The sequence below is a fragment of the Erwinia sp. Leaf53 genome, from assembly GCF_001422605.1.
Lineage (GTDB): Bacteria > Pseudomonadota > Gammaproteobacteria > Enterobacterales > Enterobacteriaceae > Erwinia.
This window is the reverse complement of record NZ_LMLK01000012.1, coordinates 521,767-546,067: the sequence shown is the minus strand read 5'-3', so window position 1 is coordinate 546,067 and position 24,301 is coordinate 521,767. Positions and strand designations below refer to the sequence as shown.

The following is a 24,301-nucleotide window of genomic DNA, read 5'->3' as shown; positions in this document are numbered from 1 at the left end:
TGTTGAGGTATCTCGTTTGTGATGTTCAAGCCGGTAGCCTTGCCCTATATTACCGCCACGCAATTACGCCACTGGCCGAGCCCATTATGAAAGATATTGAAACCCTTATCAGCAATAACCGTGAATGGTCAAAGCTGATGAAAGAGGAAGATCCCGGTTTTTTTGAACACCTTGCTCAGTCACAAAAGCCCCGTTTTCTGTGGATCGGCTGCTCTGACAGCCGGGTACCGGCCGAACGGCTGACCGGGCTGGAACCGGGCGAACTGTTTGTGCACCGTAACGTCGCCAACCAGGTGATCCACACCGATTTAAACTGCCTGTCGGTGGTACAGTACGCGGTGGATGTGCTGGAAGTGGAGCACGTGATTATCTGCGGTCACTACGGATGCGGCGGCGTACAGGCGGCGGTAGAGAACCCGGAGCTGGGCTTAATCAACAACTGGCTGCTGCACATCCGCGATCTGTGGTACAAGCATAGTTCGTTTCTCGGCCACCTGGCACCGGAAAAACGCTTTGATAAACTTTGCGAAATCAACGTTGTTGAACAGGTTTATAACCTCGGCCACTCCACCATCATGCAGTCAGCGTGGAAGCGCGGACAAAAAGTCTCGCTGCACGGCTGGGTCTACGGGATTCAGGATGGCTATCTGCGCGATCTGGAAGTCACCGCCACCAGCCGCGCCATTCTGGAGCAGCGCTACCGCCACTGCATCGCTAACCTGCTGAACGGCCCCGACCTGAACCCGTAAGTTCAGGGGGCGCATTTTATAACAGGCCGGAAAATCCGGCCTTGGTCGATTGTGCGGTGGCCTGCAGATTGTGCGGTGGCAGGCCGCAGGCGGGGTTACTCGTCCAGCATCACCACATGGCCGACGTACGGCAGGTGGCGGTAGCGCTGGGCGTAGTCAATACCGTAACCGACCACAAACTTGTCGGCGATGCTGAAACCAACGTACTCCACCGGCACCTCAACCTCGCGGCGTTCCGGCTTATCCAGCAGGGTACAGATCGCCAGCGACTTCGGCCCGCGCAGGCTGAAGATCTCACGCACCTTGCTCAGGGTATTGCCTGAATCAATGATGTCTTCCACGATCAGCACGTCTTTGCCGCGAATATCTTCGTCGAGATCTTTCAGGATCTTCACGTCGCGGGTGCTGGTGGTGCCATTACCGTAGCTGGAGGCGGTCATAAAATCGACCTCGTGCGGCACGTCAATGGCGCGGCACAGGTCGGCCATAAACATAAAGGAGCCGCGCAGCAGCCCCACCAGCACCATTTCGCTGCCGCTGTCGCGGTAGTGGTCGCTGATCTGTTTACCCAGTTCGGCAATGCGGGATTTGATCTCGGCTTCGGAGATCATCACTTCAACGGTATGTTTCATAGCTCTTCAACGGTGGTTTCAGGAAAGCAGCGCAGTTTATCACACTTCCCCGCCCCTTACCTGCCGTTGCGCAACCGCCGTTTCCGCGACCGCGCAACAGACATTCAGACTGCTATACGTAAAGATAGCCATATATAATATCGCATAAAAGATTAAGCATAGAACCTTTATGTATTTATCCTCTCCTTCCCACGCAGGTATGCTTATGTGCAATGTTAATAACGCCCCCTGCCGCAGGCTGGAGAACACATGACGTCCTCACATTCCAAAAAAACCCATATCGGCAGCCGTGAGCTGCAGCCTGAAACCCAGATGCTGAACTACGGCTACGACCCGTCGCTGTCTGAAGGGGCGGTAAAACCCCCGGTGTTTCTGACCTCCACTTTCGTGTTCAACAGCGCGGAAGAGGGTCGCGACTTCTTTGACTACGTTTCCGGCCGCCGCGAACCACCGCCGGGCGGCGGCAACGGACTGGTCTACTCACGCTTTAATCACCCCAACAGTGAAATCGTTGAAGACCGGCTGGCGGTGTATGAACGCAGCGAGAGCGCGGCGCTGTTCTCCTCCGGCATGTCGGCGATCTCTACCACGCTGCTGGCGTTTGTCCGCCCGGGTGACGTGGTGCTGCACTCGCAGCCGCTGTACGGCGGCACTGAGACGCTGCTGAGCAAAACCTTCCATAACCTGGGCGTGACCAGCGTGGGCTTCAGCGACGGCGTCGATGAAGCGGTGGTGCAGGCGGCAGCGGACGCGGCGCTGCTGCAGGGGCGCGTCTCGGTGATCCTGATTGAATCCCCGGCCAACCCGACCAACAGCCTGGTGGATATTGCGCTGATCCGCCGGGTGGCGGATCGCATTGAACAGCAGCAGCAGTACCGCCCGGTGATCGCCTGCGATAACACCCTGCTCGGCCCGGTGTTCTCGCGGCCGATTGAGCACGGTGCCGACCTGTCGCTCTACTCGCTGACCAAATACGTCGGCGGCCACTCGGACCTGATCGCCGGTGCGGCGATCGGCAGCAAAGCGCTGATCCGTCAGGTGAAGGCGCTGCGTAGCGCGATCGGCACCCAGCTCGATCCGCACTCCAGCTGGATGATTGGCCGCTCGCTGGAGACGCTGGCGCTGCGCATGGAGCGGGCCAACGACAATGCGGCCGCGGTAGCCGCCTTCCTGCAGAGCCACCCGAAGGTGGAGCACCTGCACTATCTGCCGTTCCTTGATGCCGGGTCGGCGGCCGGAAAAGTGTACCGCGCTCAGTGCAGCGGCGCCGGTTCCACCTTCTCCTTTGATATTGTCGGCGGCGAGGATGCCGCCTTCCGTTTCCTCAATCAGCTGCAGCTGTTTAAGCTGGCGGTCAGCCTCGGTGGCACCGAATCGCTGGCCAGCCACCCGGCCAGCACCACCCACTCCGGCGTGCCGCTGGCCGTGCGCGAACGTATCGGCATTCAGGCCGCCACGGTCCGGCTGTCGATTGGCATTGAGAATAAAGACGATCTGATCGAGGACCTGCGGCTGGCGCTGGACGCGTCATAACTGTCGCGGGCCTGCGGCCTGCAAGTGGGCGTGCATCCGCCTGCGGCCACAGACCGGTGAGGCAGCGGTCACAGGTCAGGCGTGCTGCCCCTTCATCATCCGGGCCAGCAGCGTCGCCTGTGAAGGCGGAGGCATCCACGCTGCGTACTACGCCACGGTAAAACCGAGCATCATGCCGGTATCTTCATGCTCCAGCAGATGGCAGTGCGCCATGTAAGCATGCTGTGCATCGGCCAGGTGATTAAAGCGCACCAGCACCTCGCTGCGTGCGCCCTCCACCCGCACCGTGTCCTTCCAGCCGCTGCGGTGGGCGGCCACCGGCTTGCCGTTTTCGCTCAGAATTCGGAACTGGGCGCCGTGGATATGGAACGGATGCAGCATCATGTCGCCTTCGCCCGAAATCGTCCACTTCTCCAGCTCGCCGCGCTTCACCGCAAACGCCGGTTTCGCCATATCAAAGGCCACGCCGTTGATCTGATTACCCTGATGGAAATCGTAGACACCCGGCTGCCCGGTTGTCATCCCGCCGTGGTCCATGCCGCTCATCCCGCCGGATGTCGTCGCAGCCTGCGCAACGGGCGCTGCCGCCGAAGCATGGCCGCCGTGGCCGTCCATCGCCATGCCGGCCATCGCTGCATGACCATACTTCTGCATCAGCGCGGTCATCCCCAGCCGATCCAGTTCCGGGTCCATCATCAGCTGCAGCCAGCGGCTGGTCAGCCCCTGCGCTGACGGCACGGCGGGCAGGTTGGCCAGCTTATCCGGCAGCGTGCCGCTGGCGATGATGCGCAGCGGGGTGATGGCCAGCAGCGGCAGCGGCTGGTCAAACGGCTTAAGCGTCATGCCCATCTGGCGCACCGGCAGGGTCTGCAGATTAAAGGGTTTACCGTCAGCGGTATCCACCAGCACCTCGTAACGCTCGCCCGGCAGCATCGGCAGCTCGCTGACTTTCACCGGCTCCGCCAGCAGGCCACCGTCGCTGGCGATAACGTACATCGGCCGCTGGTCATCGATACTCAGGTTCAGCGAGCGGGCGTTGCAGCCGTTCAGCAGCCTCAGTCGCAGCCAGCCGCGCGGCACGCCGTGCTGCGGGTAGATCGCACCATTGGTCAGCATGGTGTCACCAAACCAGCCGACCGCCGCGCTCATAACGTCCAGCTGATAGTCAATGCGGCCGTCGGCGCTCAGGCGCTTATCCTGCAGCACCAGCGGAATGTCATCGACGCCCCACTGCTTTGGCAACAGCAGCGCGTCACTTTCCGCATCGTTAAGCAGCACCAGGCCGGCCAGCCCCTGCGCCACCTGATACCCGGTACGGCCATGCTGGTGCGGGTGAAACCAGCAGGTGGCCGCAGGCTGATCGGGGGTAAAACTGACTTGCCGGCTCTGGCCGGGTTCAATCCGCGCCTGCGGCCCGCCGTCCACCTCACCCGGCAGTTCCAGCCCGTGCCAGTGGACGGTGGTCGCCTCCGGCAGCCGGTTATGCAGGGTAATGTTGACCGTTTTACCGCGATCCAGCCGCAGCGCCGGGCCGAGCAGGTCACCGTTGTAACCCCAGGTCGGCACCGATTGACCGCGCCACTGCGTGCTGCCGGCCTGCGCAACCAGGCTGATGTCGCCGCGGGCATCGGCGCCGAGCAGCGCCGGGATCGGCAACAGCGGGCGGGACTCAGCCGCCAGCAGCGAACGGCTCCACAGCGGCAGCGCGCTGGCCGCACCCAGCGCGGCACTTAACTTGATAAACTCTCGACGTTGCATCATTCATTCCTGTACCGGATGTTCATAGCTGAAATCAGCATAAACCCTGCCCCAGCGGTAAGGTCAAGCGCAGAAAGCCGGGATGGCAGCGCGTCTCCAGGATATTTCTACCGCAAAAGGGGCTGGCACCCGGCCAGAACTGTGCTAACGTCTGGTTATTGCACACGTTAGAGACTAACCATGAAGAAAAGCATCAAGGCTCTGTTGTTGCTGGGGCTGTTTGGCTTCTCCTCTACCAGCTTCGCCCTGAGCGAATCGGAAGCAGAAGATTTGGCCGATTTAACCGCCGTGTTTGTTTACCTGAAAAATGACTGTGGCTACCAGGATTTACCCGACGGGCAGATCCGCCGTGCGCTGGTGTTCTTTGCACAGCAAAATCGTTGGGATTTAACCAATTACGACAGCTTCAATATGAAAGCACTGGGTGAAGAGAGCTACCGCGACCTCAGCGGCATTGCGGTCGCCAACGACAAAAAATGCAAATCGCTGGCGCGCGACTCCCTGAGCCTGCTGGCCTACGTCAAGTAACTCCCTCTCCTGCCTGCCGAATCCTGACCGTGCAACCACGGTCATAAATCGCTATGCTGTTTCGCCTGATTTCCACGCTGCGATGAGGAGCAACCCCCACCATGGCCGATCAAGAGAGATGGCATGAAACTCTGCACGCCGGTTTTGGGCAGTATTTCACCGTTGATCAGGTGTTGTACCGCGAAAAAACCGAACATCAGGATCTGGTGATCTTCGAGAACGCCGAACTGGGCCGCGTGATGGCGCTGGACGGCGTGGTGCAAACCACCGAGCGCGACGAATTTATTTACCACGAAATGATGACCCACGTGCCGCTGCTGGCGCACGGCGCGGCGAAGCGCGTGCTGATTATCGGTGGCGGCGACGGCGCGATGCTGCGCGAAGTCAGCCGCCACCGCAACGTTGAGCAGATAACCATGGTCGAGATCGACGCCGGCGTGGTCAGTTTCTGCCGCCAGTATCTGCCCAACCACAGCGCCGGTGCCTATGACGATCCGCGCTTTACGCTGGTGATTGACGATGGTGTGAATTTTGTCCGCCAGAGCGCGGAAAAATTCGACGTGATCATCTCCGACTGCACCGATCCGATCGGGCCCGGCGAGAGCCTGTTTACCTCCGACTTTTACGCCGGCTGCCACCGCTGTCTCAATGAAAACGGCATCTTCGTGGCACAGAACGGCGTCTGCTTCCTGCAGCAGGATGAAGCGGTCGGCAGCCACCGCAAGCTGAGCCACTATTTCAAAGACGTCAGCTTCTATCAGGCCGCGGTGCCAACCTACTACGGCGGCATCATGACCTTTGCCTGGGCCAGCGACAATCCGGCGCTACGCCAGTTGGATCCCGCCACCCTGGCCGCCCGCTATGCAGCCTCAGGGCTGGGCTGCCGCTACTACAACCCGGCGATCCACAGCGGCAGCTTTGCCCTGCCCCAGTATCTGCTGGACGCACTCACCGACCGGGAGGGGGAATAATTGCAAAAGCTGAAACTGCACGGCTTTAATAACCTGACCAAGAGCCTGAGCTTTTGTATCTACGACATTTGCTACGCCAGCAGCGACGCAGAGCGCGATGGTTATATCGCCTATATCGACGAACAGTACAACGCCAACCGCCTGACGGAGATCCTCACCGAGACCTGCTCAATTATCGGTGCTAACGTGCTGAATATCGCCCGCCAGGACTATGAGCCACAGGGGGCCAGCGTCACCATTCTGGTCAGCGAAGAGCCTGTCGATCCTAAGAGCATCGATAACTCTGAACACCCCGGCCCGCTGCCCAGTTCGGTGGTGGCGCACCTGGATAAGAGCCATATCTGCGTGCACACCTACCCGGAGAGCCACCCGGAGGGCGGGCTTTGTACCTTCCGCGCCGATATTGAAGTGTCCACCTGCGGAGTGATCTCGCCGCTCAAGGCGCTGAACTACCTGATCCACCAGCTGGAGTCAGATATCGTCACCATCGACTATCGCGTGCGCGGCTTCACCCGCGATGTGAACGGCCTGAAGCACTTTATCGATCACGAAATTAATTCGATTCAGAATTTTATGTCAGACGATATGCTGTCGATGTATGACATGGTGGATGTTAATGTTTATCAGGAAAATATTTTCCACACCAAGATGCTGCTGAAGGAGTTTGACCTGAAGCACTATCTGTTTAACACCCGGCCGGAAGATCTCAGCCCGCAGGAACATAAACGCATTACCGATCTGCTGTGGAAAGAGATGCGTGAAATCCATTACGGCCGCAATATCCCGGCGGTGGGATTAAAAATAACGTAACGACAACAGTTTATTTACCTTCAGGCGATCCTCGGGTCGCCTTTTTATTTCCCTCAAATAAAAAAACACTCTCTTTTCAGTTTTGCGTAGCGTTACGCAATTAATCGTTCGCGCAGAGATTGCCTGGCTGTCAGCCCCGGCGCATGCTTATCGGACCAGCATAAGGATGCGTGCAATGAATACGTTTAAAACACTCTGTTTTGATAATACGTTACACATTGGTCAATTTTCCGCAGGAAAAAAAATGTATGAAATCTACTTTTTTGAAATTAGTGATATCAGTAACACCAGCATTGTATTACCGGAAGACATTACGCCAAAAAGTCATTTTATCTGTGAGGTGGCTTTTGATACGCTCGACAACCAGCGTAACGGTACCCACTTCTCCAGAGAAAATGTCGGATTTAAAGCCATCACCGTTTTTCGTCAGGTAACCGACTTAATATTTCATCATTTTGAAGAACATCATCCCGGGATATACTGTTTTTCGGCTACAGACAAAAAGCTGGAGATTATTTACCAGAGACTTTTGAGTATACTGGTCAGGAAACATTCGGGTTTCTCGGTACAACGCGCATTGGGAGATAGAGATTATGTTATCAGAACGCCAGTCAGCCTCTGAACCGCTGTTAGCCTCAGAGGAACATTACGCCCGTTCACGCACCCGCATGATTGCATGGATGACGCGTGCCAGGGAAGCCGTGGAACAGGCGAGAAAAGACGGCACGCTGAAAGAGACCGTGACGGCGGACGGCACGCGTTTCCTGTCGCTAACGATGCCAACTGAGCGGCGCTAACCGCAGCAAGCAGGCTGAGCAGAGTGGTGCAGCCTGACAGGTCTTATGCGACGCCCTTGCCGCCCGCGACTCCGCTGCTGCCTGGATCCTGCTGGCGACCAGCCTCAGCGCCCCTGCAAAAACCGGCGGTAAGCCGCGATCACAGCGAGAAAATCCTCCACGCCGCAGAACGACAGGCTCTCTTCATCGTAGTAGCTCATGCCCTCTTCCATCTCATCGCCTTCAATGCTCAGCTGATTTGCGCGGATCATCACCTCTTCTTCATCGAGCAGCAGCGTATATTCGCGGCCGACGTGCTGCCACTGGCGAATGCTGCCTTTCACTTCCGCCACGGCGGCTTCCACCTCGTCAAGCAGCGTCAGGTTTTCATTCGCCTCATCGTTGAACCAGTGGCCGATGGCTTCATGGCCCATCGACATGCGCACCTTCACCCCCCCGGTGATATCGCGTAAAAATTCATATTCCATCGTATGTTCCTCGGGATTGTTGCTGCATTCTGGCACTTCAGCAAAAGATTAATGCGCTATGGCGCGCAATATTACCGTAATGGACAGGAAAAACAGCTTAAAACCACGCGAGGGGAGCGGATTGCAGAAAATACGGGGGAGATGACCACGCCGCCCGACGGGCGGCGTGGTGATGCAGAGGTTAGTGGATCAGAGTCCAGGCCTGCTGCCAGGCGCTACCGATACCCGGCTCAAAATGATTGCTGGCGGAGGTCCACTGCGAGCAGTAGCCGCTGTAAGGCCAGGGCTTGCACTGATAGACTTTGCCCGTGGCAGGCTGCAACACCGTGGTGCCGGCCTGATACCCCTTTAATCCGGCTGGGAAGATGTGATCGTAATCCTCCGGCTCTGGTTCCGGCTCTGGTTCCGGCTCTGGTTTTTCCCACTCTTTTGGCGGCACAGTGAGATCAACCTCAACCAGCAGCGGCTGGGTAAACGCATCACGGCTGGCGATGACCGGAACCATCCCCTGGTAGTGGCCCCCTGGTAAATCTGCATTATCCTCCGCGACATAGGAAAGCTGCAGGCTGGCAGGCGCAGCGCCCACACCGCAGCCGGTCATGCTGTTCATCGGGCGCAGGGCCGGGCTGCAGCGGGTTTTGCGCTGACCGCGCAGCTTCACCACCTGCAGCTGGCCTGCTTCATTTTTTACCTGCACAGTCAGCGGTGAATAGCCGGTGCCACCACTCAGCAGGGTCATCGGTCCCTGTCCGGACCTGACCGCCAGGAATCCAATGTTGGTGGTATGCTTCACCGGTTCACTCAGCGCAGGCTGGCTTTCGGTCAGGCGCATTTTCATCACCTGCGCATCCGGCGAGAACGGTGAGCTGAACGGGTCGTAATACTCCGAGCTGAACGGCAGGATCAGGTTTTTAACGTTCCTGCCGTCAGCCTGGCGATTCAGTGAAAAGGCCATCCAGCCGGTCAGGAGTCCGTCATCCATTCCCGGATTGTCCCGTGAGCTGGCCGACAGGTTCAGCTTTCCGGACAGCGTGCCGTCGGGTCCCGCCAGTGGATGCAGACGCACCGTGATATCGCTCACCTTACCTGCAGCCGATCGCCCTTTGGCAGTAAACAGATAGTCGTTACCGTCGCGCTTCATCCGGCTGGCATCCAGCGCCGCAATATCAACCGCATCAGTAACGCCGCTGTCCACCGTCGCCGGCAGGCCGGGAGCAAAGCTGACCGGGACCACCTTAACCTTACCTTTACCCTGGCTGGCCGAAACCGGGAGATTAGCGGCGGGCAGAAGATGCTTAATACCGTTATACACGACGCGGCTGTTAACCCCGGTATTGTGGTTGCTGCTGCCACCATAATGCAGGGCCAGCACACCGTTGCTGCGCTGTGAGAGAACCGGGGAACCGGATGAACCACCGTAGGTATCGCAGTTGTACTTCACTTTGTCAGCGCTGGCGCTGATGACGCCACACGCCTGACCATTATCTGCTAATGAGCTGATCTGGCGTGGCCTGCCGCCAGGATGCTGCGGAACGTAGAGCGGATGCCCGCTCAGCTGTCCTGGCTCGCTTTCCGTATCCAGCCACAGCGCACCAAAGAACGGTACGATGCCGGCTTCCTGCCAGGCCAGTTCATCCGCCTGGTACAGCGACCAGTCATGATTACCCGGTGCCGGTGCGCCGGGGCCCTGGCCTGATGCCACCACACGCTGGCTTTTAATGGTCAGGAAATTGTCCACGTCGGCATTCTCACTGTCACAGTCGGACGAACGATAGTGATAAATCAGCGAGTGTTTCTTTTCGCCAATATCGCCGGCTACGTGATGGTTGGTCATTACCCAGGGCCCGCCCGCAATGTTCCAGCCGGAGGCACCATTGGCCTTAACCACCGCCCGGCTGTGACCATAGATCTCCTCATTCAGTTTATAACAGGCCGCCTGCTTTATCTGGCTGCTGCCAATGATGACACGCGCTTTTGCCATATCCTGAGCGCGGTAGCCAAGGATCTGCACACCATCCTCTGCTGCCGGTTTACCGTCGGGGTAAACCACCCGCACAGTGACCTTACCGCCGAGAAGCGTGTCGCTTTCGAAACCCGTCACGCCCTGCTCAGAATAAAAATCCGCATCGTTATAAATATAACTCTGGCGATTATCTTCTGAAAATACCTGAAGCCAGGATCCGGGTGATAATTTAATTTCACCAAATACTACCGTCAGCGACCGGGTATTTTTTTCTGCCGTAATATCTGCCAGTGCAGAATGATTTTCCGCCATGCGATCAAGCAGACTGATCGGTGCCGGCAGCGGCGTCAGGGGCACTTCACTGCGAGAGTCATACTGCAACTGTGGCGCAGTCGGCGCACCGGCCAGCGTAGACAGGGGCACTGAGCCCATCAGACAGGGTATCAGTACTGACAATATCTGGCGGCGGAATGTTCTTTTTCCATTTTGTTGAGGCGTAAACATGACATCATTTCCTGTGGCATTAACAGCGACCTTTTCAGCCCGGAATTCTGCAACGGTGGCCTCAGCCAGGCAATTCAATAACGGCTTAACAGGCAGTATTAATGAATAATTAAGGAGATAAATGACAGGAAATGAGAAAAAACAAGACGGAAATTAAACAAGATGCGAGTTTAATTAAAAATAAGACATTAACTTGCACCAAAAAAAAGAGCCGATAGTCGGCTCTTTTTTATTACGCTGATTAATCAGACCGCGGTCTGGAAAATCACGCCGTCAGCTTTGTCGGTGTACTGGCTCAGCCGATCAAAGTTCAGATAACGGTAGGTATCCGCCGCGGTTTTATCCACCTGAACCATAAACTGCTGATACTCATCCGGCGTTGGCAGTTTGCCCAGCAGGGATGCCACCGCCGCCAGCTCTGCCGAGGCGAGGAACACGTTCGCGCCGGTACCCAGACGGTTCGGGAAGTTACGCGTGGAGGTGGAGACCACCGTCGCGCCATCCTTAACACGTGCCTGGTTACCCATACACAGTGAACAGCCCGGGATCTCAATGCGCGCGCCGCTCTTACCGAACACGCTGTAGTAGCCCTCTTCGGTCAGCTGCGCCGCATCCATCTTGGTTGGCGGAGCCACCCACAGGCGGGTTGGCAGCTGGCCTTTGTGCGCATCCAGCAGTTTACCGGCGGCACGGAAGTGGCCGATGTTGGTCATGCACGAACCAATAAACACTTCGTCGATCTTCTCACCCTGCACGTCAGACAGCAGACGGGCGTCGTCCGGGTCGTTTGGTGCGCAGAGGATCGGCTCTTTGATCTCTGCCAGGTCGATTTCGATCACCGCGGCGTATTCGGCATCGGCGTCGCCTTCCAGCAGTTCAGGATTGGCCAGCCACTTCTCCATACCCTGAATACGGCGCTCCAGCGTACGGCGATCGCCGTAGCCTTCGGAGATCATCCACTTCAGCAGCACGATATTGGAGCTGAGATACTCGATAATCGGCTCTTTATCCAGCTTGATGGTACAACCGGCGGCAGAACGTTCGGCGGAGGCGTCGGTCAGTTCAAACGCCTGCTCCACTTTCAGCTGCGGCAGACCTTCAATTTCCAGCACGCGGCCGGAGAAGATGTTTTTCTTACCTTTCTTCTCCACGGTCAGTAGGCCGGCTTTGATTGCGTACAGCGGAATGGCGTGCACCAGGTCACGCAGGGTGATACCCGGCTGCATTTCGCCTTTAAAGCGCACCAGCACCGACTCCGGCATATCCAGCGGCATCACGCCGGTAGCGGCGGCAAAGGCCACCAGGCCGGAGCCTGCCGGGAAGGAGATTCCGATCGGGAAGCGGGTGTGCGAGTCACCGCCGGTACCGACGGTATCCGGCAGCAGCATACGGTTCAGCCAGCTGTGGATCACCCCGTCACCCGGACGCAGCGACACGCCACCGCGGTTCATAATGAAGTCCGGCAGCGTATGGTGAGTGGTCACGTCCACCGGTTTCGGATAGGCCGCAGTGTGGCAGAAGGACTGCATCACCAGGTCAGCCGAGAAGCCGAGGCAGGCGAGGTCTTTCAGCTCATCACGGGTCATCGGGCCGGTGGTGTCCTGCGAGCCTACCGAGGTCATTTTCGGTTCGCAGTAGGCGCCAGGACGGATGCCTTCCACGCCACAGGCGCGGCCCACCATCTTCTGCGCCAGCGAGTAGCCGCGGCTGCTTTCCGCCACGTCTTTCGCCTGCTCGAACACGTCGCTGTGCGGCAGGCCCAGCGCTTCACGCGCCTTGGTGGTCAGACCACGGCCGATAATCAGCGGGATACGGCCACCGGCGCGCACTTCATCCAGCAGCACGTTGGTTTTCAGTTCGAAGGTTGCCAGCACTTCATCGGTGTCGTGGTTACGCACTTCGCCTTTATACGGGTAGATGTCGATCACATCGCCCATATTCAGCCTGTCGACGTCGACTTCGATCGGCAGCGCACCGGCATCTTCCATGGTGTTAAAGAAGATTGGCGCGATTTTACCGCCGAGGCAGACGCCGCCGCCTTTCTTGTTCGGCACGTAAGGGATGTCATCGCCCATAAACCACAACACCGAGTTGGTGGCGGATTTACGTGATGAACCGGTACCGACCACGTCACCGACGTAGGTTAGCGGGAAACCTTTCTGCTGCAGCGCTTCGATCTGTTTGATCGGGCCAACGTTGCCGGCATCGTCGGGTTCGATGCCGTCACGGGCGTTTTTCAGCATTGCCAGCGCGTGCAGTGGAATATCCGGGCGTGACCAGGCATCCGGCGCCGGAGAGAGGTCGTCGGTATTGGTTTCGCCGGTCACTTTAAACACGGTGACGGTGATTTTTTCAGCCAGTTTAGGGCGTTTCAGGAACCACTCGGCGTCTGCCCACGACTGGATAATTTTTTTCGCGTGTGGGTTACCGGCTTTGGCTTTCTCTTCCACATCGTAGAAGTTGTCGAACATCAGCAGGGTGTGGGACAGCGCTTCGGCGGCAATCGCGGCCAGCTTGTCATCATCCAGCGCGTCAATCAGCGCATGGATGTTGTATCCGCCCTGCATGGTGCCCAGCAGCTCAACGGCTTTTTCAGGAGTAACCAGAGGAGAAGTCGCTTCGCCTTTTGCGACGGCGGCAAGGAAACCGGCTTTGACGTACGCCGCTTCATCTACGCCCGGCGGCACTCGATTGATTAACAGATCGGACAGGAATTCTTCTTCACCCGCTGGAGGGGCTTTTAGCAGTTCAACCAGCGCGGCCATTTGGGAAGCATCTAACGGTTTAGGAACGATCCCCTGGGCAGCACGCTCGGCAACGTGCTTACGGTATTCTTCTAGCACGACGTTCTCCTCGCTCTCATTGTATTTAGCATCCCGGGCCACCTGCATCACCGCAGTGTGAGACGTTCCATGTGTAGGGTAAGGTGCCCGGTTGTGCGTGGGGCAGCATAGCAGGATTCCGCTCGCTTGTTAATCTGTTTACAAAAAAGCAACATTACCGCAGAATCCCTTATATCTAAAGGGTTATGGGCGGTTACAACCCTACATTACGCTATTTTATGCGTATTACTGGTTAAAAATAGTTATCTGCCGCCGCCTTCTATCAGAAAACGTTATAAAAACAGGTTACAAAATAGCGGCTGCTCAGGCTTCCGGCCGTCGCCACAGCCACAGCAGCACCAGGCACATACAGCCCACCGAGATCGCCACGCTGGGCAGATGCGGCACGGTCAGCGCCATAATCACGGCGGTTACCGTCATTGAGGCGGTGGCCAGCCACTTGGCTTTTCGCGGCAGAATACCGCGCTGCCAGTGGGTCAGCAGCGGGCCAAACCAGCGGTGGCGTAAGATCCACGCATGCAGGCGCGGCGAGCTGCGCGCCGCCGCCCAGGTGGCCAGCAGGACGAATTCGGTGCAGGGCAGGCCGGGCAGGATAAACCCGGCAACCGCTAGCGCCAGGCTGACCACCGCCAGCAGCTGATACATAATGCGCTTCAGTCCCTTCATCCGTGACTCTTCCTGCCCGCTAAGAAATACGACTTATTCTCATTTCATTAACATCAAAGTGCAACTGAATCCGCCTAACAGAATGCGCACGCTGAACAGAGCAGGAAGCCCGGCGTGCCGGCGGTTCTCTGTTTCATCATTCTCTTCCCGCCGGTTGTCGATGAAACCGTTATACTCACCCCGGATTAAATCAACAATTGATGTATTTAATGCAGGGGCGAGCCAGCGACCGTGTCCCCTACCCACAGGAGCTGCGATGCCTTTACCTTCCCCCGCCAGCCGGATGCTGCTGGCCGACTTCCCGCAACAGCATGTTCTGCGCCTGACCCTGCACCGCCCCGACGCGCGCCACGCTTATAACGCGCAGATGGTCAATGAGCTGGCGCAGTGGCTGGCGTGGTCAGAGCAGGAGAGCGCGATCCGCACGGTGATCCTCACCGGCAGCGGCACGGTATTCTGCAGCGGCGCCGACCTGCAGGAGGCGTTTACCGGGGGCGGTAAAGGGCTGCGCAATAGCGCGGGCGGCTGGAGTCCGCTGCAGCACCTGCCGCGGCGTAAGATCTGGATTGCGGCGCTGAACGGCCACGCTTACGGCGGCGGGCTGGAGCTGGCGCTGAGCTGTGACTTTATTCTCGCCGCAGAGGAGGCAAAGATTGCGCTGCCGGAGGTGCAGCACGGGCTGCTGCCGCTGGGTGGGGCAATAGAGCAGCTGGCAAAGCGGCTGCCCGTCGCGCTGGCCCGCCAGCTGCTGCTGGCCGCTGAGCCGCTGAGCGCCGCACGGGCGCTGGCCGCCGGGCTGTTTAGCCAGGTGGTGCCGCCGGAACAGCTGCCAGAGGCGGCGCTGGCGCTGGCCGCGCGCCTGAACCGCAACGCGCCGCTGGCGGTGCAGGCCTGCAATGCGCTGCTGCAGGCGGCGATTGACGGACTGCCGGATCGCAGCGACGCCGAGCTGCGGCAGCTGCAGGCCAGCGAGGATTATCAGGAGAGTTTGCTGGCGCGGTCGGAGCACCGTCAGCCGAACTGGCAGGGGCGCTAACTGCCCTGAAGCCGGATCGCCTGAAACAGCGCACTCAGTCCCAGCCCGCCGGCAATGCCGAGCATCGCCAGCCCCTGCTCATCGTAACGCTGTGTGCTGACCAGCTGGCTGAACAGCCGGGTGACCATCATCGCGCCGGAGGCGCCGTAAGGGTGGCCGAGCGCGATCGCCCCACCCTGCAGGTTAACCCGCTGCTCGTCGATGCCCAGCGCATCCAGCGAGCCGAGCACCTGGGCGGCAAAGGCTTCGTTAAACTCAATCGCCGCCACGTCATCGAGACGTAACGCGGGCTGGCGTGCCAGCAGCTTCTGGGTGGCGGGCACCGGGCCAAGGCCCAGCAGGTTCGGGTCGACGCCCGCGCTGCAGGCATCGGCAAACAGCAGCCCGTCGCTGAACCCGCACTCCCGTGCCCGGCGGCGGCTCATCACCAGCAGCAGCGCCGCGCCGTCGTTCAGCGGGCAGCAGTTACCGGCGGTCACCGTGCCGTTTTCCGTAAACACCGGCGGCAGGGCGGCCAGCCGCTCCAGCGAAGTGGCCGGACGCGGGCACTCATCCACCGCGACCGGCTTACCGTTAACCGCCAGCGGCACGATCTCGCCTGCAAAAGCCCCCTGCTGCTGCGCCGCCACGGCCCGCTGATGGCTGCGCAGCGCAAAGGCATCCTGACGCTCGCGGCTGATGCCGCACTGGCGGGCGACGTTTTCGGCGGCGATGCCCATCTCCGGGTCGCCGACCTCATCCGGCGAGAAGCGGGCGCGGGCGTAAAAGCGCGGCAGCTGCTTCAGGCTGGCCGGTTTCTCCACCCGCCACGGCGCGGTGCTGACGCTTTCAACGCCGCCCGCCAGGTAGCACTCGCCGGCACCGGCCTGCACCAGACGGCAGGCGTTAATTACCGCCTCCAGCCCCGAGCCGCACTGGCGGTCGACCGTGACCGCCGGCACCGCCAGCGGCAGTCCGGCGGCCAGCGCCGCCAGCCGGGCGATATTGCCGCCCCCGCCGGTGGCGTTACCGATAATCACCTCATCGATGGCGCTATAGCCGTCAGGCAGCGCCGCCCGTAACCGGGTAAACAGCGGAGCCAGCAGCGCCTCCATCGGCAGCCCGGCCAGCGCGCCGTATGCCCGCCCCACCGGGGTGCGGCAGGCGGCAACGATCACCGGCTGCTGGTCATCCGCGGGCTGGAATTTCAGTGAGTTCAGGGTGGCGGTCACGGTGTGCGATCCTCTCAGCCAGGTCGGCGCGTTTAATTTTGCCGCTGGCGGTCAGTGGCCAGCTTTCCGTACGGAAATAGTGGCGGGGAAGTTTATATTTTGCCAGCCGCTGGCGGCACTGCTGCGGCAGTGTTTGCAGGCAGGTCTCTGATCCTTCAACGATCGCCACCGCCTTCTGCCCGGCATCGCCGTCGGCAACCGCGATCACCACCGCCTCGATCACGCCGGGCAATGATTTGATCAGCGATTCGATTTCAGCCAGGTAGATATTATTGCCGCCGCTGAGGATCATATTGCCCCGCCGGCCGATCACGTGCAGCCGCTGCTGCGCGTCCAGCCAGCCGATATCGGCCACCGTCGCGCCCCAGGGCCGCCGTACAAACGCCTGGCCGTCGTCGCCCCACAGATAGCCATTGATGATCTGCTCACTCTGCAGCCAGATGGTGCCCGGCTGGCCCGGCGGCAGCAACCCGCCGTTATCGTCACGGATGGAGAGCGTGGTGCCGGGGAAGGCCAGACCGACGGTGGCCAGCGAGGCGCTGATGTTGTCGTCATCCAGCGTATTGAAGGCGATAAACCCCAGCTCGGACGCGCCGTAATACTCCTGCATCGTCGCCAGCGGGAACAGCGCGCGCGCCTGCCGGTAATGGTTCAGCTCCAGCTTGGCCCCGGCGCTGAGCAGCTGTTTCAGCGTGGGCAGGCTGACATTGCTGGCTCCGCTGGCTGCTCGGGCCAGACCGTTAATCATCGTCGGCACCACCACCAGCCGCGCAATGTTCAGCTGCGCCATCAGGTCCAGCGCGGCGGCAGGCTGCCAGCGGCCCATGCTGTAGAAGGTGCCGCCGGCGTAAAGGGTTTCATTCAGGCAGTAGAGGCCGATGCCGTGCGCCAGCGGGCCGGGAAACAGCGTGGAGGGGGCAGCATCCAGGCCGAAAATGGCTTCGCCGTTTTCAAAACTGCTGCGCCACGAGCGACGCGAGCGGCTGAACGCCTTCGGCAGGCTGGTGGTGCCGGAGGTGAAGTTGATCAGGAATGGCGTGGCGTCCTGCATCCCGGCGGTGAAGGCTTTGAAGAGCCGGGGCGTTGCGGCGATCGGGGGGACGTCATCCGATGCAGGCGCTGACGACGGCTGCCAGTCATCGACCGCCAGCCAGCGGATCGCCAGCCGATCGGCCAGTGCGATCAGCGGGCGGTCATGCGATTTCAGCAGCAGCAGATCCGGCGCCAGCCGCGTGAGGATATCCTGCAGCTGCGCCTGTGGCAGCTGCGGATCGAGAATTGCCGCCACGCCCGGCTGCGCGGTGGCCGCCAGCCAGCACACCGGAAAGCCGATATCATTGCCGGTGGCGATCGCCACAATGCCGCTGGCGGCTGGCTGGCTGTGAATATACTGGTAAAGCGCCAGCGAACGCAGCGACAGCTGCCGCCAGCTAAGCCGCTGGCCGTCGATGTCCACCGCGATGGCATCAGGGCGGGTTTGCGCATGTTGCTGTACCCGGTCATGAACCGGCATCAGCCCTGCGCCTCGCTGAAGGCGAAGTGGCGGGTCAGCGCCTCGCGCGCGGGCAGCGGGATCGGGCAGGGTCTATTATCGCTTAACCCCACGCACACCCACACCAGCTTACCCTGTGCACAGGGCTGCGGGCTGTTTTCGCCGTAAAGATCGATAGCGAAAATCAGGCTGCTGTTGCCGAGCTTCTCAATCTTCACCTGCGGCGTTACCACATCATCCACCGACAGCGGCTGCAGAAAGGTCGCCTCGCATTTCTTCACGTGATAGGCCACCCCCGCCGTCGCCGGACGGAACAGCGGCAGTATCGCCGCCCGCCGGAAGGCGTTAACCACCGCATCTTCGAAATAATCCAGATAGACCGAATTATGCACGTGACCGTTGAGGTCGATATCGCGCATTGATACCCGAAATGTTTCGCTATTATACTGCTGCTGCATACTGCTGTTTACCTGTAAAGCCTATCCCATTAGGCATACTGACTCATAAAACAGCCTAATGGGATAGGCTTTTAACCGGGTCGTCACGAAGAAAAAGATATCATGAAAGAGCAATTATTCACCAGGGCGATGGTACGCGAGTTCGGTGATATCCGCGATATTCTGCGGCTTGAATCGTGCCCGTTGCCCGAGTTACCTGCAGGTAAGGTGCGGGTAAAGATGGCCTTCGCTACCATCAATCCCTCCGACATTATCACCCTCTCCGGTGCCTATCGCTCACGCATCGCCCTGCCCTTCGTGCCAGGTTTTGAAGGCGTGGGCAGCGTGAGTGAAAGCCGCGACCCGCAGCTGCCGGTCGGCACCCGCGTGCTGCCGGTGGGCAGTATGGGCGCGTGGCAGAACGTCAAAGAGAGCGAGCCACAGTGGTGCTTTACCGTCCCGGACTTCGTCAGCGATCGCCAGGCGGCCACCAGCTACGTTAACCCGATGACCGCGCTGCTGATGCTGAAGGAAGAGCTCGACTTCGCGCCGGGCATGCGCATTATTATCAACGCGGCCAACTCGGCGATTGGCCGCACGTTAATCCGCATGGCCAGTCAGATGGGGCTGGCACCGATCGCCATCGTGCGCCGGGCGGAAAACACCGGCCTGTTCGCCGCCGACCGCACCGAACGGGTGCTGAACAGCAGCGACGGCGGCTACCCGCAGGCGCTGGCAGAGCTGAAAGCCAGCGGCGGCGTGGCGGCGATCCTCGACTGCATCGGCGGTGAGGAATCGCTGCAGCTGGCGGAGGTGCTGACGCCGGGCGGGCAGTTTATCCACTACGGCCTGCTCTCCGGCCGACCGATCCCGGCCACCTTCTGGCGCAGCCGCCCGGATATCCGCTTCAGCAACTTTCACCTGCGCATGTGGGTACATTCGCATGAGAAAGCGCGGGTGCAGCAGCGCATTGACGAGGTGATGGCAATGATCAGCGACGGCATTATCGCCACTGAGATCGCCGCCGAATTTCCGCTGGAACAGATCCAGCTGGCGGCAGCGGCGGTGCTCTCCGGTGAGCTGAAAGGGAAAATCCTGCTGAGGCTGTAAGCACCTTACTGCATTTTTGTCCCGGCGCGGCACTCTCGACCTGTCGCGCCGGGCTCGCCGGCCGCCTTGATGCGATAGCGGCCAGTGCACCCACAATCGGCATAACGGGTTCGCCAGATGCCAGGCTTAGTCCGGCCTCAGCTCTCCCCGGACGTTTTGATGCGATGGTGGCCAGCGCGCCAGCATCTGCATCTGCATCTGCATCTGCAGGTTAACGTGCTGCCCGGCTTAGCCCAGCGTCGGGTAAGCCCGGCGCACCGCGCGGGCAATCACCACCGCCAGCGCCACCTTCACCAGGTCACCGGGGATAAAACCAAGGCTGCCCAGCGCGGCCTGCTTCAGGCTGACGCCGGCCACCAGCGACACCCAGGGAATGCCACAGCCGTAAATCAGCACAATACCGCCCGCCACCATAAACAGCGCCTCTTTCACCGCATTCAGACGTAACAGGTTACGCTGATACAGCGCACCGATCGCCAGCGCCGCCAGCGGCCATGACAGGATAAAGCCGCCGCTCGGCCCGATAAAGATCCCCAGCCCGCCGCGACCACCGGCCAGCAGCGGCAGCCCCATCGCCACCAGCACCACAAACAGCAGCAGCGCCAGCGCGCCACGCTTTGCCCCGGCAATGGCACCGGCCAGCATGCAGCCCATGGTCTGCGCGGTGATCGGCACGCCAATCACCGGCAGGGTAAAGGCCGGAAACAGGCCGAGCGCGGCGGTCAGCGCGGCAAACAGCGCAATGTACACAATATCGCGGGTGGTCATTCAGATTCTCTCAAAGGTTTATCCGCCGCCTGCGGGCGGGAAGCGTGGGGATCGTATGCGCGGGCGTCCAGCGCGGCGGCGATATCGTCGGCCATTTTCAGCGTGCGCACCAGCACCGGGATCGCTACGGCGATAATGCTGCGCTCCAGCCCGCGCGCGCGCTGCGCCTCGCGGACTTCAGCGGTAATCGCCGCCAGTACCGGGATAAAGCGCAGCGCCAGCGACAGCGCCATGCTGACCTTCGCCGGGTTGATGCGTAGAAAACGCAGCCAGAACAGCCCCTTTTCCAGCGCATCCACCATCTCACTGACCCGGGTGGTCAGCGTGACCAGCGACGCGGCCAGCATCAGCGCCATCAGCCGCAGCGCCACCACGGTGGCGGACTGCCAGCTGACCAGCCACCACTGCACGGCAAACAGCAGCAGCAGGATCCACAGCAGCGGCTTCAGCTGCAACACCATCATCCGCAGCGGGATACCCGCCAGCGGATAGAACAGCCCAACCAGCAGCAGCGCGGCAGCAGCCAGCTCGAGGCGTGGAACGGCAAACAGCAGCGTCCCGGTCAGCGCCAGCGCAAGGATCTTAATGCCCGGCGGCAGGCGGTGAATCAGCGAGTCGCCCGGTACGTAATCACTTAAGGTCATGACATCATCCTGACATACTCCTTCAGCGCCACGGCGGGCACCTCGTCAATCACTACCCGCCCGTGGTCAAAGACCAGCACGCGGTCAAAATCCTGTAAAAATTCCAGATCGTGGGAAACCACAATTGCGGTCTGGTCCAGCGCGGCGATCGCTTCGGCAATGCGGCGCTTGTTACGCAGGTCCAGCAGCGTGGTCGGCTCATCGAAGACGATATAGTCCGGCTCCATCACCAGCACGCCGGAGATCGCCAGCAGCTGCTTCTGGCCGCCGCTCAGCAGGTGCGCCGGGTGCTGGCGCAGATCCTGCAGATCGTAGCGCGCCAGCGCGGCATCGGTTCGTTCACGGATAACGGCTTTCGGTAATCCCAGGTTCTTCATGCCGAAGGCCAGATCTTCCTCCACTACCGGGAAGACGATCTGGTTATCCGGATTCTGAAACACAAAGCCAACCTTGCGCCGCACCGCCTTGCCCTCTTTGCGGGTGTTCAGTCCGTCGACCACCACCTCGCCTTGCTGCGGCAGCAGCAGGCCATTCAGCAGGCGCGCGAAGGTGCTTTTGCCGCAGCCGTTACTGCCAACGATGCCGATGCGTTTTTCGGTGAGCCGCAGGGTGATCTCTTTCAGCACTTCGCGGGCACCGAAGGCGTGAGAAACTCCGTTCAGTTCAATCATCGCTTACTCTTAACGTGGTTGACGCGGGCGCGGCTGCCGCCCGATGGTCAGCTGCTCCACCACCGCTGCCGGTGACAGCGACATAACAAAATCAACCGCGCGGCAGATATCTTCCGTGCTCAGCATCTCTTCCGCCGTCAGCCCGGACCCTTCGGCCATATCGGTATTCACCACGTCCGGGCAAAGGGTGGTGACCTTAATCCCCTGTGCGCCAAGCTCGCGGGCAATGGAACGGCTGTAGCCGACCAGCGCATGTTTGCTGGCGGCATAGCTGGCGACGCTGCCAAACGGCTGCACGCCGCTGATCGAGGCAAGGTTAAAGATGCGCCCCTGCGCTGATTTCAGCAGCCACGGCGTGCACAGCTGGCACAGCAGGTGAATAGCGGTGACGTTGGTCGCCAGCAGCGCGCTGAAATCGTCCACCGGCGTCTGCGTGGAGCCGGGGCGGAAGATGCCGGCGGCGTTAACCAGCACGTCGATGCGGGCATGGTCGCTTAACGCCTGCCGCAGCAGCGGTTCAGCGGTGGCCGTGTTGCTGAGATCCACCGCCAGCGTGGTGATGCGGGCAGGATCCCGCGTGGCGGCAAAGGCCTCCAGCGCCGGGGCGTGGCGGGCAATCAGAATCAGCGTGTAGCCCAGATCATAAAAATGGCGGGCAAGATGGTGGCCGATCCCCCGGCTGGCACCGGTGATCAGGGCAACGTTGTTCAACACGGTCAACCTGTAACGGGAAAATGCGAGCAGCAACGATACGCTATTTTAGGTAAAAATAAAATGAACATCATGATTTACAACTGAACACAAAACAGGCGATTCATTCGGTGAATGTTGATATTGTGAAGAATAGCGGTCGTCGCCTGATATGTAAGACCGGTATCGAATGAGCACGATAAAATAATTATCGCGTCCTGATTAAATGACTCGAAATAAATTGCTCTGCCAGAGCGTATTGTTTGCTCCTCTCTATATCTTATTTCAGTCACATCCGCCGTAAACAGCGGGGCATATCGATGATGTATTTTTCCATTTTAAAATATATTAAAAAAAAACCGCACTCAATGACACCCACCCTCCCCTCTTCACCTGTATTTTTTAATGAATCAGGTAAATAACCTACCGCGCGCAGCACGCTAAAACATCAGCGAATGCGAATTAAATAACTTCATTACACGCCATAAAAAGGACATCTACATTGAGAAGACATATCAAAAGTTTTCGGGAATACCTGGAAATTCTTAACAAACAGGGCGACCTGCAGAAATACAGCAGCCCGGTCGATCCGCATCTGGAGATCGGTGCCATCTCACGCTACGTAATTGAACAGCGCCAGCCGATGACGGTCATGGAAAACATTAAAGGTTATCCCGATTTTTCAATGACCACCGGCGTATTATCCTGCAGTTCATTTTTCACACATCCTTACTCAAGAATAGCCACCGCTTTAGGATTCGATCCCTTTATTCATCCTTTAGAGATGATTAAACAGGTGGAAGGATTCTCCCCTGAAAAGCGGATTAAGCCGGTTCAGGTAGACTCCCCTGCATTTATGCAGAACGTCATTAAAGGGAATAACGTCGATCTGTTTAAGGTTCCCTGCCCGTTTCTGCATGATGGTGATGGCGGGGATTACCTGAATACTATTGGCACCATGGTGGTTCGCACCCCGGACGGTCGCTGGACCAACTGGCATATCTGTCGCGTTATGCGCGTGGACAAAAATCATCTGACGGTGTGGACGCGCCCGCATCAGCACTTCGCCATGATCCATGAAGAGTGGAAAAAGCTGAATAAAAAAATGCCGTTTGCCATTGCGCTGGCACCGGAACCGGCGGTGACGGCGATATCAGGCATCCGCGTACCGGCTGAAGTGGATGAAGCCGACGTACTGGGCGGCTGGTTTGGCGAAGGTATTGAGATTGCTGCCACCCCGAGCGGTAAGCTGGACGTTCCGGCCACCTGTGAGATGGTGATAGAAGGTGAAATGTCGATCGACACACTGCATGAAGAGGGACCTTTTGGCGAATACCACGGTTACCTGCTGGCGGATAAGTGCCATGAGCTGGTTGGTGAAGTGTTAACCATCGCCCACGTGAATCAGCCCATACTCGGCACCATCCCTGCCGGGAAGCCGATTGACGACGACCACGTCATTATCGGCATTGGCGGCTCAAGTACCTTCACATTAGCGCTGAAAGAAGCCGGATTGCCGGTACTGGACGCCTGGATGGCACCGGAAACCGCGCTGCACCTGTTGGTGGTGCGGGTGGCGCCTGAATGGCAGCAACAGTACGCCAGCGTGCATGCGTTCATCGACAAGCTGGAGGCGGCGATCCTGGGCTCGCCGATGAGTTACGTGATCGCCCATGCGCTGATTATCGACAGTGATATTGACTCCACCCATCCCGGCGACGTGCTGTGGGCCTGGGCCTCCCGCGTGCATCCGCAGAACGGCACGCGGATGACCAAACAGCGCTACATTACCGATATGCCGCCGGTATTTACCCCCGAAGAGCGTAAAATGCACCAGGCACGGCTGGCGATTCATGTCGGCCTGTTAGGTTCCAACCCGAACGCGGTAAACGATCCGATTGTGCCTTCCGGCTTCAGGACCTCCTACCCGGAGGCACTGCAGAACAAAGTGACTGAGGCATTCTCCGCCTCGGCCTCCGGCAGAAAAGCATAACCCCCGTTGCGCGAGTGCAGTGCAAAAA

The 24,301-nt window shown here is 59.4% G+C and carries 22 protein-coding genes; 9 read left to right on the top strand and 13 right to left on the bottom strand.

The window, feature by feature from the left end:
- Nucleotides 1–86: 86 nt before the first annotated feature.
- The gene (can, locus tag ASF13_RS11225; RefSeq protein ID WP_056236206.1) at nucleotides 87–749 is read left to right on the top strand and encodes a carbonate dehydratase; all 663 of its coding nucleotides are present in this window, start codon (nucleotides 87–89) and stop codon (nucleotides 747–749) included.
- A 95-nt stretch (nucleotides 750–844) separates the two neighbouring features.
- Here can and hpt read toward each other — a convergent pair whose 3' ends face one another.
- Nucleotides 845–1,381: a hypoxanthine phosphoribosyltransferase gene (gene hpt, locus ASF13_RS11220; protein WP_056236204.1), complete on the bottom strand. Its 537-nt coding sequence runs from the start codon at nucleotides 1,379–1,381 to the stop codon at nucleotides 845–847.
- 249 nt (nucleotides 1,382–1,630) lie between these two features.
- Between hpt and ASF13_RS11215 the strand changes: the two genes are divergently transcribed.
- Nucleotides 1,631–2,914 (top strand): cystathionine gamma-synthase family protein, encoded by a 1,284-nt coding sequence (locus ASF13_RS11215; protein WP_056236201.1) that lies wholly within the window; start codon nucleotides 1,631–1,633, stop codon nucleotides 2,912–2,914.
- Between the two features lie 147 nt (nucleotides 2,915–3,061).
- On the opposite strand, the gene cueO is transcribed toward ASF13_RS11215, so the two are convergent.
- On the bottom strand, nucleotides 3,062–4,672 hold the full coding sequence (cueO, locus tag ASF13_RS11210) for a multicopper oxidase CueO (RefSeq protein ID WP_056236199.1): 1,611 nt from the start codon (nucleotides 4,670–4,672) through the stop codon (nucleotides 3,062–3,064).
- A gap of 180 nt (nucleotides 4,673–4,852) precedes the next feature.
- Between cueO and ASF13_RS11205 the strand changes: the two genes are divergently transcribed.
- The 4 genes from ASF13_RS11205 (at nucleotide 4,853) to ASF13_RS11190 (ending at nucleotide 7,603) form a co-directional block, all read left to right on the top strand.
- Nucleotides 4,853–5,200 carry a YacC family pilotin-like protein gene (locus ASF13_RS11205; protein ID WP_056236195.1) on the top strand — a complete coding sequence of 116 codons (348 nt, stop codon included), beginning with the start codon at nucleotides 4,853–4,855 and terminating at the stop codon, nucleotides 5,198–5,200.
- A 101-nt stretch (nucleotides 5,201–5,301) separates the two neighbouring features.
- Nucleotides 5,302–6,171 carry a polyamine aminopropyltransferase gene (speE, locus tag ASF13_RS11200; RefSeq protein ID WP_056236193.1) on the top strand — a complete coding sequence of 290 codons (870 nt, stop codon included), beginning with the start codon at nucleotides 5,302–5,304 and terminating at the stop codon, nucleotides 6,169–6,171.
- Nucleotides 6,172–6,981 carry an adenosylmethionine decarboxylase gene (speD, locus tag ASF13_RS11195; RefSeq protein ID WP_056236190.1) on the top strand — a complete coding sequence of 270 codons (810 nt, stop codon included), beginning with the start codon at nucleotides 6,172–6,174 and terminating at the stop codon, nucleotides 6,979–6,981. It begins immediately after the preceding gene.
- Between the two features lie 175 nt (nucleotides 6,982–7,156).
- A complete protein-coding gene (locus tag ASF13_RS11190; RefSeq protein WP_146005527.1) occupies nucleotides 7,157–7,603 on the top strand; it encodes a hypothetical protein in 447 nt (148 codons plus the stop codon).
- Nucleotides 7,604–7,882: 279 nt separating this feature from the next.
- Here the strand turns inward: ASF13_RS11190 and yacL are convergent, their stop codons facing one another.
- From yacL to ASF13_RS11170, 4 genes are all read right to left on the bottom strand, one after another.
- The gene (yacL, locus tag ASF13_RS11185; protein WP_056236184.1) at nucleotides 7,883–8,245 is read right to left on the bottom strand and encodes a protein YacL; all 363 of its coding nucleotides are present in this window, start codon (nucleotides 8,243–8,245) and stop codon (nucleotides 7,883–7,885) included.
- A gap of 181 nt (nucleotides 8,246–8,426) precedes the next feature.
- Nucleotides 8,427–10,346, bottom strand: coding sequence for a serine protease (locus ASF13_RS11180; protein ID WP_162237191.1), 1,920 nt, complete (start codon nucleotides 10,344–10,346; stop codon nucleotides 8,427–8,429).
- A 611-nt stretch (nucleotides 10,347–10,957) separates the two neighbouring features.
- On the bottom strand, nucleotides 10,958–13,555 hold the full coding sequence (gene acnB / locus ASF13_RS11175) for a bifunctional aconitate hydratase 2/2-methylisocitrate dehydratase (RefSeq protein WP_072166361.1): 2,598 nt from the start codon (nucleotides 13,553–13,555) through the stop codon (nucleotides 10,958–10,960).
- Nucleotides 13,556–13,858: 303 nt separating this feature from the next.
- Nucleotides 13,859–14,221 carry a YbaN family protein gene (locus ASF13_RS11170; RefSeq protein ID WP_056236176.1) on the bottom strand — a complete coding sequence of 121 codons (363 nt, stop codon included), beginning with the start codon at nucleotides 14,219–14,221 and terminating at the stop codon, nucleotides 13,859–13,861.
- A 256-nt stretch (nucleotides 14,222–14,477) separates the two neighbouring features.
- On the opposite strand from ASF13_RS11170, the gene ASF13_RS11165 reads away from it, so the two are divergent.
- Complete coding sequence (locus ASF13_RS11165; RefSeq protein WP_056236172.1) at nucleotides 14,478–15,257, top strand: enoyl-CoA hydratase/isomerase family protein; 780 nt, start codon at nucleotides 14,478–14,480, stop codon at nucleotides 15,255–15,257.
- Here ASF13_RS11165 and ASF13_RS11160 read toward each other — a convergent pair.
- Genes ASF13_RS11160 through ASF13_RS11150 form a run of 3 tightly spaced genes read right to left on the bottom strand, consistent with a single transcriptional unit; the run spans nucleotide 15,254 to nucleotide 18,418 of the window.
- Nucleotides 15,254–16,468: a thiolase family protein gene (locus tag ASF13_RS11160; RefSeq protein ID WP_056236169.1), complete on the bottom strand. Its 1,215-nt coding sequence runs from the start codon at nucleotides 16,466–16,468 to the stop codon at nucleotides 15,254–15,256. The genes ASF13_RS11165 and ASF13_RS11160 overlap by 4 nt on opposite strands.
- Nucleotides 16,425–17,981: a class I adenylate-forming enzyme family protein gene (locus tag ASF13_RS11155; RefSeq protein ID WP_056236165.1), complete on the bottom strand. Its 1,557-nt coding sequence runs from the start codon at nucleotides 17,979–17,981 to the stop codon at nucleotides 16,425–16,427. Before ASF13_RS11155 ends, ASF13_RS11160 begins: the two co-directional genes overlap by 44 nt.
- Nucleotides 17,981–18,418 (bottom strand): thioesterase family protein, encoded by a 438-nt coding sequence (locus ASF13_RS11150; protein WP_056236163.1) that lies wholly within the window; start codon nucleotides 18,416–18,418, stop codon nucleotides 17,981–17,983. The genes ASF13_RS11155 and ASF13_RS11150 overlap by 1 nt, the downstream gene beginning before the upstream one ends.
- A 102-nt stretch (nucleotides 18,419–18,520) precedes the next feature.
- Here ASF13_RS11150 and ASF13_RS11145 point away from each other — a divergent pair, with 102 nt between their 5' ends.
- Nucleotides 18,521–19,507, top strand: coding sequence for a zinc-dependent alcohol dehydrogenase family protein (locus tag ASF13_RS11145; RefSeq protein WP_056236161.1), 987 nt, complete (start codon nucleotides 18,521–18,523; stop codon nucleotides 19,505–19,507).
- A gap of 228 nt (nucleotides 19,508–19,735) precedes the next feature.
- Here ASF13_RS11145 and ASF13_RS11140 read toward each other — a convergent pair whose 3' ends face one another.
- Genes ASF13_RS11140 through ASF13_RS11125 form a run of 4 tightly spaced genes read right to left on the bottom strand, consistent with a single transcriptional unit; the run spans nucleotide 19,736 to nucleotide 22,301 of the window.
- Nucleotides 19,736–20,275: a biotin transporter BioY gene (locus ASF13_RS11140; RefSeq protein ID WP_056236157.1), complete on the bottom strand. Its 540-nt coding sequence runs from the start codon at nucleotides 20,273–20,275 to the stop codon at nucleotides 19,736–19,738.
- Complete coding sequence (locus ASF13_RS11135; protein ID WP_056236156.1) at nucleotides 20,272–20,919, bottom strand: energy-coupling factor transporter transmembrane protein EcfT; 648 nt, start codon at nucleotides 20,917–20,919, stop codon at nucleotides 20,272–20,274. The genes ASF13_RS11140 and ASF13_RS11135 overlap by 4 nt, the downstream gene beginning before the upstream one ends.
- Nucleotides 20,916–21,590 carry an energy-coupling factor ABC transporter ATP-binding protein gene (locus ASF13_RS11130; protein WP_056236153.1) on the bottom strand — a complete coding sequence of 225 codons (675 nt, stop codon included), beginning with the start codon at nucleotides 21,588–21,590 and terminating at the stop codon, nucleotides 20,916–20,918. Before ASF13_RS11130 ends, ASF13_RS11135 begins: the two co-directional genes overlap by 4 nt.
- A 9-nt stretch (nucleotides 21,591–21,599) precedes the next feature.
- Entirely contained in the window at nucleotides 21,600–22,301 is a 702-nt protein-coding gene (locus ASF13_RS11125) for an SDR family oxidoreductase (protein WP_056236150.1), read from the bottom strand.
- 481 nt (nucleotides 22,302–22,782) lie between these two features.
- Between ASF13_RS11125 and ASF13_RS11120 the strand changes: the two genes are divergently transcribed.
- On the top strand, nucleotides 22,783–24,273 hold the full coding sequence (locus ASF13_RS11120; protein WP_056236148.1) for a UbiD family decarboxylase: 1,491 nt from the start codon (nucleotides 22,783–22,785) through the stop codon (nucleotides 24,271–24,273).
- Nucleotides 24,274–24,301: the final 28 nt, after the last annotated feature.